General features: G+C 62.3%; 10 protein-coding genes. 6 read left to right on the plus strand and 4 right to left on the minus strand.

Annotated features, from left to right (window positions below):
• Positions 1–50 precede the first annotated feature (50 nt).
• The 4 genes from VHN57_RS25415 to VHN57_RS25430 all read right to left on the minus strand — a co-directional run bounded on the left by VHN57_RS25415 (position 51) and on the right by VHN57_RS25430 (position 3,918).
• The gene (locus tag VHN57_RS25415; protein WP_036526763.1) at positions 51–1,463 is read right to left on the minus strand and encodes a diguanylate cyclase; all 1,413 of its coding nucleotides are present in this window, start codon (positions 1,461–1,463) and stop codon (positions 51–53) included.
• Positions 1,464–1,614: 151 nt separating this feature from the next.
• On the minus strand, positions 1,615–2,319 hold the full coding sequence (locus tag VHN57_RS25420; RefSeq protein WP_017503671.1) for an SDR family oxidoreductase: 705 nt from the start codon (positions 2,317–2,319) through the stop codon (positions 1,615–1,617).
• Positions 2,320–2,333: 14 nt separating this feature from the next.
• Entirely contained in the window at positions 2,334–3,302 is a 969-nt protein-coding gene (locus VHN57_RS25425) for a quinone oxidoreductase family protein (protein ID WP_423286325.1), read from the minus strand.
• Between the two features lie 49 nt (positions 3,303–3,351).
• Positions 3,352–3,918, minus strand: a complete 567-nt coding sequence (locus VHN57_RS25430) for a TetR/AcrR family transcriptional regulator (RefSeq protein ID WP_004207065.1) — start codon at positions 3,916–3,918, stop codon at positions 3,352–3,354.
• Positions 3,919–4,449: 531 nt separating this feature from the next.
• Between VHN57_RS25430 and VHN57_RS25435 the strand changes: the two genes are divergently transcribed.
• From VHN57_RS25435 to VHN57_RS25460, 6 genes are all read left to right on the plus strand, one after another.
• On the plus strand, positions 4,450–5,124 hold the full coding sequence (locus tag VHN57_RS25435; RefSeq protein ID WP_017503672.1) for a TetR/AcrR family transcriptional regulator: 675 nt from the start codon (positions 4,450–4,452) through the stop codon (positions 5,122–5,124).
• A gap of 119 nt (positions 5,125–5,243) precedes the next feature.
• Positions 5,244–6,995 (plus strand): PHA/PHB synthase family protein, encoded by a 1,752-nt coding sequence (locus tag VHN57_RS25440; protein WP_004207062.1) that lies wholly within the window; start codon positions 5,244–5,246, stop codon positions 6,993–6,995.
• Between the two features lie 3 nt (positions 6,996–6,998).
• Positions 6,999–8,423, plus strand: coding sequence for a bifunctional enoyl-CoA hydratase/phosphate acetyltransferase (locus VHN57_RS25445; protein ID WP_004207061.1), 1,425 nt, complete (start codon positions 6,999–7,001; stop codon positions 8,421–8,423).
• On the plus strand, positions 8,420–9,613 hold the full coding sequence (locus VHN57_RS25450) for an acetate/propionate family kinase (RefSeq protein ID WP_004207060.1): 1,194 nt from the start codon (positions 8,420–8,422) through the stop codon (positions 9,611–9,613). Before VHN57_RS25445 ends, VHN57_RS25450 begins: the two co-directional genes overlap by 4 nt.
• On the plus strand, positions 9,610–10,383 hold the full coding sequence (fabI, locus tag VHN57_RS25455; protein ID WP_017503207.1) for an enoyl-ACP reductase FabI: 774 nt from the start codon (positions 9,610–9,612) through the stop codon (positions 10,381–10,383). Before VHN57_RS25450 ends, fabI begins: the two co-directional genes overlap by 4 nt.
• The gene (locus tag VHN57_RS25460; RefSeq protein WP_036526765.1) at positions 10,380–11,615 is read left to right on the plus strand and encodes a phospholipase A; all 1,236 of its coding nucleotides are present in this window, start codon (positions 10,380–10,382) and stop codon (positions 11,613–11,615) included. Before fabI ends, VHN57_RS25460 begins: the two co-directional genes overlap by 4 nt.
• Positions 11,616–11,618: the final 3 nt, after the last annotated feature.

Consider the following 11,618-nt stretch of genomic DNA (forward strand, 5'->3'; position numbering starts at 1 on the left):
TCCAGGAAACTTGGAGCCTGATGCCCGTAAACATCTGGGTGTAAAGAACGTCATGTGGCAAGCGGCCAAATCCCCTTCCCGCCTTCTCCATAAATCGGGGCGAGTTCCACCGTGTTGCGACCTGCGGCCTTGGCCCGATAGAGTGCCTCATCCGCGGCCTTGATCAGGAATTTCTGATCGGGATGGCCGGAATGCAGGGCAATGCCGATCGACGCGGTGACACTGAGGCCGCCCGAGCTTCCCGTTTCGAAAATATGGCCCTCCATATCTGCCCGAATGCGCTCCGCTATGTTGGCCGCAGCCTCGATGCCTGTCTCGACTAGGACGATCAGGAACTCCTCGCCCCCGTACCGGAAAACGAAGTCCGTCGCCCGGACATTCCCGACGATCACTTGTGCCACCTGCCGGAGGACTTCATCACCGACCTGATGGCCGTGCCGATCATTGATCGCCTTGAAGTGGTCGATATCGACCAGCATGACGCTGAGCGCTGTCCCGTTCTCCTTCGCGAATGTGACCTCGCGGCCAAGTATGGCAGGCAGGAAACGGCGGTTAAGGGCACGGGTCAGCGGATCGCGTCCTCCTTCCATGGTGCTTAATGTCTGGAAGAGATCAGCGACCAGGAAGGAAATTTCGTCAACTGCGGCGCGCAAATCCGCCAAGGCGGATGAGCCATCCTGACGCTTACGGGGAGCATCCAGCTCTGGCAGGAGCATCTCATCGATGCGCTCGACAAGTCGGACCACAGTGCTGAACTGCGCCGATTGCTCAAACATGAACTGTGCCCGATGCCGAAGCCAAAGTCCGAAGGCGGAATCGCCCAAGCGGAGCAACCCGCCACCAGGGCCAGCTTGCAGAAGCGCGAACAGTGTGTTCTGGCTCCACTCCATCAGGCTGGCGCGCTGCGTCTCTTTGTCGACTGCAGCGTCCTGATCCAGAGAGAAGAGCCGATAGGCTTCATCTAGTCTCGCTCTTGCCGTGGTGTCCTTTACATAGGACTGGCTGATGAGCATGACGGCCGTGTCCATTCGCGCATCAGCAAGTTGAAGCGCGCGAATGCCTACCAACGGATCGACTGCCTGACCCTGCAGCAATTCAGCGAGCCGTGTCTTGATCACCAGCGCGCCTGTCATTACGAGATGGACCGGAATCTTGATGCGAGCGTGGACTTCGCCAATGATCTTCTGGCGGGCCTGCTTTTCGGGGGAGTCGCGAATGTCCTGTCCGGAAAACAACTGCGTGAGCCACTCAATGAGGGAAGAGCTGAGCCTCTCCTGCACCACAGCGTGGTTCAGGAACTGGGCAGCCTCCTGGTCACGAAGCAGCGTATCGTAGAACAAAGCGACGAGTTCACGGCCATGTTCGGCAGCCATCTCCGCGAGAAGTTTGAGCGGCGCATGGGAGTGCCGGCTATGGGCGGGCAGCTTCGCCGACCCTTTGATCCGCTCTTCGTCCGTAAACATCAATGTGATCCCTTCCGCGCCCCTTTAAGGGCGATGCCTTACCCAGTCGACGTCCAATAGAATTGAGAGAATGCGCAGAACGTCAATCATGAGAAGGGCGCCCGGCAATTCTCGTCGTCATCGACCGAACTGCAGTATTTCGTGGCGATCGCTAGAGCACATACCCGCCATCGATCGTCAGACTGGCACCCGTCATGTAACCAGCCGCCGGGCTAATCAGATAGGAAACGAGCGACGCGACCTCCTCCGCTTTGCCGACCCGCCCAAGTGGAATGAGGTCGCGCAGGCGCGGAACCATCGCAGCCGTCAGATCGGTTTCGATCGGTCCCGGCTGGATGTTGTTGACCGTGATACGCCGGGGCGCGAGGTCGAGAGCGACGCCCTTGACCATGGTCGCGACGGCGGCCTTGGTCATGGCGTAGACGCTGCTGCCCTGCGAGCCAGTTCGAATAGCGGTGTTGCTGCCGATCGTGATCACGCGCCCGCCATCGCGCATCCGCGCGGTCGAAGCCTGGATGGCGAGGAAGACGCCGCGCACGTTGACGTCGAGCATCAGGTCGAGATCCTCGAGCGTGAACGCCTCGATTGTCGCGCGGCGAAGGACGCCGGCATTGACAACCACGACGTCGAGCATGCCCAACCGATCGACCGCATGCGCCACTGATGCGGTGATAGCATCGGCATCGGCGCTATCAGCCTGAATCGCGATGGCGCTGCGTCCCAGGCCGTTGATCGCTTGGACAACCTCAGCGGCGCGATCAGGTTGCGAGACATAGGTCAGCGCCAGATCGAAACCATCTCCGGCGAGCCGGTTTGCGATGGCGGCGCCAATGCCACGCGATCCCCCGAACACCATGGCGACCCGAGCGCTCACGGGATCAGCACCAACTTTCCGGTGGTCCTGCGGCTCTCCATATCCGCGTGGGCCTTCGCCGCATCCGCAAGGGCATATTCGCAGCCGATCCGGACCTTGAGCCTGCCGTCCGCGACCCACTGGAAGAGCTGCGCGGCATGCTTGCGAAGCAGTTCCGGGGTATGGATATGGTCGAAGAAGACGGCGTAGCCGATCTTGATGCTCCTGGGCAGGCTCATGATATCGAGTGGCCCTGGCCCACCCAGCACCGGGCCATACCAGCAGAAGGTGCCCGACCGGCGCAGGACGTCGAGTGAACCCTGAAACGTTGTCGGTCCCGATCCATCATAGACGACATGGACGCCCTCTCCATCGGTCAGGCGCAGGGCCTCTTCGGCAAATCGCCCTTCCGTATCGACAATGACGTGGTCGGCGCCCGCCTCCCGGGCGGTGGCGACCTTTTCTTCAGATGAGACCCGACCGATCACCTGGCCGCCGCGCAACTTGATGATCTGGGTCAGGAGCAGGCCAAGACCTCCTGCCGCAGCGTGAACGAAGGCGATATCACCGGGCAGGACCGGATAGAAGTCGGTCGCGAAATGGCTGGCGGTCAGCCCCTGCATCATGATCGAGGCCGCCGTTCGATCGTCGACCGCATCGGGAACCGGCACCAGCGACGTTGCCGGGATCGCGACCCGCTCAGCATAACTGCCGGGCGCATAGACCCAGGCGACACGCTGGCCGGGCTGAACAGCCTCGACGCCTTCGCCGACTGCCAGAACTCGACCGACGCCTTCGACGCCCAGGATCTTGGGATTGGGCATGTCAGTCCAGGCAATCCCCTGACGCACGCCGATATCCATGAAGTTGACCCCGGCAACCGCGATCTCGACCAGCGCCTCGCCCGGCCCGGCGACAGGCTCCGGTCGCTCGATCTGCTCCAGCACCTCGCGGCCACCGGTCGCGGTCATCACCACTGCTCGCATGTCTTTCTCCTATCTTGAATGATCGTTCAATAATTGTTCAAAAAAGGGGTCAGCGCAGCGCGCGCATGACCATCTCCTGCAGGGCAGCCAGGGTTGATCGGTCGGCGCCGCCACGCCCGGCGACGCGGATCCCGGCGATATTGGCGATCAGGAATTGCGCGAGAGCCTCGGGATCGAGGCTGGCTGCAACATCGCCCTCACGCTGCGCGTCGCGCATGCGCGAGGCGATGGCCATGTGCAACGTCCTGCCCAGTGCTGCATGGATATCGACAAGGTCCGGCCGCGATGCGCCGAACTCGCAGGTCGAGCCGACGCCGAGACAGGGCGTGGCTGCTGTCTCCACGACGCGCCGCAGCATGGCCCCGATCCCGTCAATGGCGCGCGCGCCGCTGCGAAGCGCCTCGAAATGCGCCGCGCATTCGCCCATGCCGTAGCGCCGCACCGCCGCGCAATAGAGCTGCCACTTGTCGCCGAAGGCCGCGTAGAGGCTCTGCCGCCCAATGCCCATGGCGTCCACGAGCATCTGCGCCGAACTGCCCTCATATCCATGCTCGCTGAACACGGTGATCGCACCGTCCAGGGCAGCATCCGTGTCGAATTCCCGAGGTCTTGCCATAGGTCATGTATAGCGATTCGGGAACGATCGTTCAAGTATGGATACTCGGTTTCCGTGCGACACCCTCAGCGGGAAGCAGCGACCGTGGCGCCTCCCGAGACGGACGAGAGTCGGCTAGTTTCGCTGGGCTTGGGTTCGCCCGGTCGCCGCGAGGATGAACGGATAGCCCGATGACCTCGGCCGCTGCGTTACCTCTTCGAGCGAGGCGAAGCTCGGGGCGTGCGGGCTTCAGCTTCCGCAGCCTCTCCACTCTGTTCCATATTCTTGAGATCGCGCTCAATGCGGAGCCGCGAGGCGCTGCAGTTCGGTTATGAACTCGTCGCCCCGGCGGCCCGGTTGTGATGGGAGCGAGCACTGCGTGTTAAAGGTGTCTGATCGACGCCAGGCGTCGCGATCACTCACCAGCGGGACTGCCGTATTTTCAGAGGCGCTTCGCCCATCCTCTGCTGATCGTTCGATTTTTCGGCCGAACAGGCATTGTGCAAGTGCAACCCATAATATATGTTCAATTGAACATATCATGGAGTCTACATGCCGACAGAGGTCGCCATTCATCCTCTCCCGTCGCCCCGAGGCCGCAGGCAGAAGGATATGGTTGGTGGCAGACAGGAATTGCTGGCGGCTGCCATCTGCGCATTTTCGCATGACGGGTTCGAGCGCGCAGATCTGAGAGGAATCGCATCGGCCGCTGGCGTCAGTCAAAACCTCATCCGCGTGCATTTCGGAAGCAAAGCTCAACTCTGGAAAGCCTGCCTGGAAGCGATAACACAGAGCACGACCGGAATAATCGCGGAAATTTCCAAGATTGCCTCAGACGATAGCCGTTCGGTTCATGACCGACTTTGCGACGCGATTACGCGCATAATCTATTTTTATTCGGACCATCCCTATGTGAGGGATTTTGTCGTTCGGCACGCAGCGGATAGGTCTGAGCGGTCGACATTGGTTACGGAACAACTGATCCATCCTGCCTATGAAAGTTGTCGGACGCTTTACGAGGCCGGAATCGCTCAGGGCATAATCAGGGCCAGTCACCCTGCGCTCTTTTTCGCGTTGCTGAGCGCCGCTGCCAATCAACCCGCCAGCTTTCCTACTGTCCTGCGATCGCTTGCTCCCGAGATCCCTGAGGACGCCGCCCGAATTCTCATCGCAGAGACCATCGTCGAGACTTTGCTCCACGGCGAGCCATGCGCTCCGCCGCGGTGAACCTCAAAGGGGAGGTACTTAACCTTTCTGCAGGCTGCCGAGCGCCTGCGCAAAGAAACACAGCAGAGGGACTCGCCTGCTCGCAGGCATTGCCGCTCTGCCGCCGCAGGAGATTGAGCATGTCGATCGATGAACACCAAACCGACCCCCTCGACGGCCTCGCCGAGACGCTCGATCACGCAGCGGCTGCCATGGTGGCTCAGGCAACGCATGGCCTGTCTCCCGCAACGCTTGTTCAGGCATGGTCGGACTGGGCGCTCCATCTCGCCATCTCTCCGGGCAGGCAGTTGCAACTGGCTACCAAGCTGGGTCGCAAATATATGCGACTGGCTGATTATGCAGCCCGGCGCGCCGGCGATCCCGACACCCTTCCCGCAATCGAGCCGCTGCCCCAGGACCGCCGCTTCGACGACCCTGCCTGGCGGGAACAGCCCTATGATCTTCTCGTGCAGGCATTTCTGCTGACCCAGCAATGGTGGCACGCCGCCACGACGGGCATAAAGGGCGTGGACCGTCATCATGAAGACATGGTTGCGTTCGCGGCCCGCCAAATCCTCGACATCGTCGCGCCGACGAACATTATCGCGGCGAATCCCGTGCTCCAGAAGCGGATCGTCGAAACAGGCGGGCGCTGCCTCATCGACGGCATCGAGCATCTTTTCGAGGACATGAGCCGCCTTGCACGAGGGGAATCACCGGCGGGAGTTGAGGCGTTCCCGGTTGGCGAGACTGTTGCCGCGACGCCAGGAAAGGTCGTCTATCGCAACGAACTGATCGAACTGATCCAGTATGAACCGACGAGCGGGATGGTCCATCCGGAGCCGGTGCTGATCGTGCCCGCCTGGATCATGAAATATTATATTCTCGATCTTTCGCCGGACAATTCGCTGGTCCGCTGGCTGGTGGGCCAGGGTTACACGGTCTTCGCCATCTCCTGGCACAATCCGGGCAGCGCCGACCGCAACCTCGACATGGACGCCTATCGACGGCTGGGCGCGATGGCAGCGATCGATGCCATCCACGCGATCTGCGGCGACGCGCATATCCACGCGCTGGGTTATTGTCTCGGGGGCACATTGCTGTCCATCGCCGCAGCCGCAATGGCGCGCGATGGCGACGACAGGCTGGCGAGCGTCACCCTGCTCGCGGCCCAGACCGAGTTCAGCGAACCCGGAGAACTTGGCCTTTTCATCGATGAGTCCCAGCTCAATCTGCTCGAGAACATGATGTGGAGCCGGGGCTATCTCGACAGCAGCCAGATGGGCGGTGCGTTCGAGATTCTGCGTTCGAACGATCTCGTCTGGTCGCGGATCCTCACCGAATATCTGATGGGCGAGCGTGCGCCCATGAACGATCTCATGGCGTGGAACGCCGACGGCACGCGCATGCCTTATGCCATGCACAGCCAGTATCTGCGCCGTCTGTTTCTCGATGATGATCTGGCCGAAGGCAAATACAAGGTCGACGGCCGGGCTATTTCCCTGTCGGCGCTGCGCAAACCGATGTTCATCGTAGGAACCGAACGCGACCATGTCGCGCCGTGGAAGTCGGTCCACAAGATCCACATGCTCTCCCCGGCCTCCATCCGCTTCGTGCTGACAAGCGGCGGTCACAATGCCGGCATTGTATCGGAGCCGGGCCACAGGGGGCGTCGCTACAGCGTGCTCGATCGTGTGGAAGACGGCCCCGTGCTCGACGCGGAGGAATGGCTTACGCGCGCCGAGCCGCATGAGGGAAGCTGGTGGACCGCCTGGGGCGAATGGCTGGTCGACCATTCGAGCGAGCCCGTCCCGCCTCCCCCGATGGGATCGCCCGACAAGGGATATCCCGCGCTCTATCCGGCACCTGGCCACTATGTGAAGGAGCGTTGAGCGATGGCCGGTCCAGCGATGATCGAAAACCGCACCTTCGATGAAATCGAAGTTGGCGACACCGCATCGGTCACACGAACGCTCGAGCCGGAAGACATTCAGCTTTTCGCCCTGGTGTCTGGCGACGTCAATCCGGCTCACCTCGACGCGCAATATGCCGCGACCGACATGTTCCGCCACGTCATTGCCCACGGCATGTGGGGCGGCGGCCTCATCTCCGCCGTCCTCGGAACGCAACTACCCGGTCCTGGCACCATCTATCTGGACCAGTCGTTGCGCTTCCGCCGCCCCGTCGCACCGGGCGACACGATCACCGCCTCGGTCACCGTCGTCGAGAAGCGTGCGGAGAAGAAAATCCTGATCCTCGACTGCCGCTGCGCCAACCAGCATGGCGAGGATGTCATCACTGGCCAGGCCCAGGTGATCGCGCCCGGCGAAAAGGTGCTGCGCCCGCGCGCGGAGCTGCCGGACGTTCGCCTCAACGATCATGACAAATATCGCCGGCTGATGGAGCTTGCCGGTGGTAGCGATCCGGTCCCGACGGCGATCGTGCATCCTTGCAGCGAAGCCGCCATCACTGCGGCGCTCGATGCGGCGCAAGCCGGATTGATCGCCCCGATCCTCATCGGGCCCGATGCGAAGATCAAGGCCGCAGCCACTGCGGCCTCGCGCGCGATCGACGGTTTCCGGATCGTGCCGGTGGCGCACAGTCATGCCGCAGCGGCCAAGGCGGTGGAACTGGTGCGCACGGGCGAAGCGCAGCTCGTCATGAAGGGATCACTGCACACGGATGAACTGATGGGCGCGGTAGTCTCTTCCGCTACAGGCCTTCGCACCGAACGACGGATCAGCCATGCCTATGTCATGGACGTGCCTGGCCGGCCGACACCGCTCATCATTACCGATGCCGCTATCAACATCGCCCCCTCCCTCGAGGAAAAGGCCGACATCATCCGCAACGCCATCGATCTCGCGCATGTGATCGGCATGGAGGCGCCCAAAGTCGCGATCCTCGCTGCGGTCGAAACCGTCAACCCGGCAATGCCTTCGACGCTGGATGCGGCGGCGCTCTGCAAGATGGCGGATCGCGGGCAGATCAGCGGCGGCATTCTCGATGGACCCCTCGCCTTCGACAATGCGGTCAGCGAGGCCGCGGCCAGGGAAAAGGGTATCGTTTCCGAAGTTGCGGGCCATGCGGAAATTCTGGTCGTGCCCAACCTCGAAGCCGGGAACATGCTGGCCAAGCAGCTCACATTCCTGGGCGGCGCCGACGCGGCCGGTATCGTGCTTGGCGCGCGCGTGCCGATCATCCTGACGAGCCGTGCCGACAGCCTGCGCACGCGTCTCGCGTCCTGCGCAGTGGCGGTGCTGATGGCGCGCGCCGTGACGCCGGCAGCCCCTGGATTGCCCGGGGGCAAGAGTGCATGAAGGCGGTCGTCAGCCTCAATTCCGGCTCGTCGAGCATCAAATTCTCTCTCTTCGCCATGGAGCCGGGAGGCAGCCTCCAACTCGCGGCCGGCGGAAAGATCGAGAAAATCGGGATAGTGCCAGCGCTGAAGGCCCGAAGGACGGACGGTACGATCCTGCTCGATCGCACCTGGCCGGATGGCGCAGGCCTTACCCACGCCGACTTGCTGGCCGATCTTTTTTCCTGGGCGATGCAGCATCCACTTGAAGGCTATGAGATCGCCGCCATCGGACACCGCATCGTCCATGGCGGCACAGAATTTTCCGTCCCGCGGCGCATCGATTCTGAATTGATCGACAAGCTGGAAGCACTTTGTCCGCTGGCGCCCCTGCATCAGCCCCATAACCTGGCTGCCGTCCGGGCGATCACCAAGCTTGATCCCGACCTGCCTCAGGTCGCCTGCTTCGACACCGCTTTCCATCATGACAAGCCAGCCCTTGCCTCTCGTTTCGCAATCCCCCGTGCGCTTCACGACCAGGGCATCCGTCGCTACGGTTTTCACGGCCTTTCCTATGAATATATCGCCCGGCGCCTCGCCGCGATCGACCCGGCGCTGGCCTCGGGCAAGGTCATCGCCGCACATCTGGGCAATGGCGCGAGCCTTTGCGCCATGGCGGCGGGGCAAAGCGTCGACACGACCATGGGGTTCACCGCGCTCGACGGTTTGATGATGGGCTCCCGCTCGGGCAGTCTCGACCCCGGTGTCGTGTTGCATCTCATGACGCAGATGGGCATGGGCGCCAAGACGATAGAGGATATGCTTTACAGGCAATCGGGCCTTCTGGGCGTGTCGGGCATTTCCAGCGACATGCGCACGCTTGCCGCGAGCGACGCACCCGAAGCGAAAGAAGCGATTGATCTCTTCGCCTGGCGGGTAGCCCGTGACACCGGCGCCCTTGCCGCTTCGCTGGAGGGTGTGGACGGGATCATCTTTACTGCTGGCATCGGCGAAAATGACGCGGGCATGCGCAGTCTTATTGGTCGCCGGCTCCAATGGCTGGGCCTTGAGATCGATGATCGCGCCAATGCTGCAGGTGAGACGCTGATCAGCGCCCCCGAGAGCCGGATCAAGGCCCTCGTCATCCCCACCGACGAGGAACGCATGATCGCAATTCACACGCTCAGCCTGCTGCAGGAGACCGCCCAATGACACCGCTTGTAGATCTGACCGGCAAGCGCGGCCTCGTCATCGGGATCGCATACGAACATAGCATCGCGACAGGATGCGCGGAGGCATTTGCCCGGTGCGGCGCCCGGCTTGCCGCCACCTATCTCAACGAAAAGGCAAAGGACTGGGTCCAGCCTGTCGTCGACCAGCTCGGCGTCGAATGGACTGCGCCGTGCGATGTACGCATCCCCGGCGAACTCGAGGCGCTTTTCGGCCAGGTGCAAGAACGCTGGGGTGGCCTCGATTTCCTGCTGCACTCGATCGCCTTCGCGCCGAAGGAGGATCTCCACGGTCGGGTGGTCGACAGCAGTGCGCAAGGCTTCTCGACGGCGATGGACGTGTCCTGCCACAGTTTCCTTCGCATGGCGAAGCTCGCCGAACCGCTGATGGCAACGGGCGGATGCCTGCTTTGCGTGACCTTCTATGGTTCGGAGCGGGTGGTCGAACACTATAACCTGATGGGTCCCGTCAAGGCGGCCCTGGAAAGCGCAACGCGCTATGTCGCCGCGGAACTGGGCGCCAAAGCCATTCGGGCACACGCTATTTCACCAGGGCCGATTGCCACCCGCGCCGCAAGCGGAATCGACCGGTTCGACGAGTTGCTCGATCGGGCTGCCGCGCAGGTTCCCGCAGGAAAATTGGTTGACGTAAGCGACGTCGGCGCGCTGGCCGCCTTCCTCGTCAGCGATGCCGCGAAGCGGATCACCGGCACGATCATTCCGGTCGATAACGGGCAGCATCTTTTCGCGTGATCGTTCGGGCTGCCCCTCTTGCCCTCGCAGCCAGCGCCGTACTGGCGTCGCAGGCGCACGCGCAAGCTGCTCTGGAGTATGTCGTCCAGCGCGCAGGCAACCGCGATCAGAGCGGACATATCCTTGTCGATGTGCGCGTTCTCAATGCCGGGGCGGCCGCGCAGGAGGTTCGCCTTCCCGACGAGGTTGCGGCCGATCTGGTCAGCAACGGCACGTATCGAAAGGTCTGGCTGCAACGAGGCGAAAAACAGGCTGCGGTTCTGACGATCCGGGCCAATGGCTTTGCGGCGGCGCGCTACCGGATCGACTTTCAGGACGTCATGGACGGCGCGGCCTTGTCCATTCCCTCCTGGTCAACGCAGCAAATCCTCCTGACGATCGGCGTCGATCCTGAGGCCGACCGCTCTGCCCCGGTCGCCCTGACTGCCGCGCCCTCGCTCACGCCTCCGACCTCTCCGCAGATATCGCCAGACTCCGTCACACCATCGCCGACAGACCGAACCCGGGGCAATGCTTTCATCCCCAATCTCTCGGTCTACGAACCGATCTATGCGGTCTATGGCCCCGGCACCAACACCGACGCACGCATCCAGATCAGTTTCAAATATCAGCTGTTCGGAAGTCGAGCGCGGATGGACCGCTCTCCCTCGCTGATCGACGGCCTCTATTTCGCCTATACCCAGCGCATGTTCTGGGACGTGGCGGCGAAATCCTCGCCCTTCCGCAATATCGATTATCAACCCGAGCTCTTCTATCTCTCGCCTGCCCTGCCCGTGTCAGATAAGGCCACGATCAGCGGCCAGATCGGCCTTCGCCATGAGTCCAATGGACGCGATGGCGCAGCCTCGCGCAGCCTCAACATGCTCTATCTGGCCCCGATGGCCGGCTTCTCGCTCGGCGAGGACCGAAGGCTGACGATCGCGCCGCGGCTGTGGCTCTATCTCGGAAACCTTTCGGACAATCCTGACATTCGCCGATATCGCGGCAATAGCGGGCTTTTCATTGAGGCCAGCGAGGATGATGGGCTGCGCGTCTCGGCTTCTACCCGTCTCAACCTGGGTAGCGGCAAGGGAGCTCTGACCGCCGAGCTCTCCTACCCGTTCCGGCGTATCCTGGGCGGAGGCCCGGACTTCTATCTCTTCGGCCAGGGCTTCACCGGCTATGGCGAAAATCTGCTCGACTATAACAAGCACGTGACGCGCCTGCGGATCGGCGTGGCGCTCGTGCGATGAACG

This window comes from Sphingobium salicis subsp. salicis, assembly GCF_049472635.1.
GTDB lineage: Bacteria > Pseudomonadota > Alphaproteobacteria > Sphingomonadales > Sphingomonadaceae > Sphingobium > Sphingobium yanoikuyae_A.

What these genes read in the sequence shown, in the direction of transcription:
- VHN57_RS25415 (WP_036526763.1), bottom strand. Translation starts at nt 1,463, where the DNA reads ATGTTTACGGACGAAGAGCGGATCAAAGGGTCGGCGAAGCTGCCCGCC.
- VHN57_RS25430 (WP_004207065.1), bottom strand. Translation starts at nt 3,918, where the DNA reads ATGGCAAGACCTCGGGAATTCGACACGGATGCTGCCCTGGACGGTGCG.
- fabI (WP_017503207.1), top strand. Translation starts at nt 9,610, where the DNA reads ATGACACCGCTTGTAGATCTGACCGGCAAGCGCGGCCTCGTCATCGGG.
- VHN57_RS25435 (WP_017503672.1), top strand. Translation starts at nt 4,450, where the DNA reads ATGCCGACAGAGGTCGCCATTCATCCTCTCCCGTCGCCCCGAGGCCGC.
- VHN57_RS25450 (WP_004207060.1), top strand. Translation starts at nt 8,420, where the DNA reads ATGAAGGCGGTCGTCAGCCTCAATTCCGGCTCGTCGAGCATCAAATTC.
- VHN57_RS25420 (WP_017503671.1), bottom strand. Translation starts at nt 2,319, where the DNA reads ATGGTGTTCGGGGGATCGCGTGGCATTGGCGCCGCCATCGCAAACCGG.
- VHN57_RS25440 (WP_004207062.1), top strand. Translation starts at nt 5,244, where the DNA reads ATGTCGATCGATGAACACCAAACCGACCCCCTCGACGGCCTCGCCGAG.
- VHN57_RS25425 (WP_423286325.1), bottom strand. Translation starts at nt 3,302, where the DNA reads ATGCGAGCAGTGGTGATGACCGCGACCGGTGGCCGCGAGGTGCTGGAG.
- VHN57_RS25445 (WP_004207061.1), top strand. Translation starts at nt 6,999, where the DNA reads ATGGCCGGTCCAGCGATGATCGAAAACCGCACCTTCGATGAAATCGAA.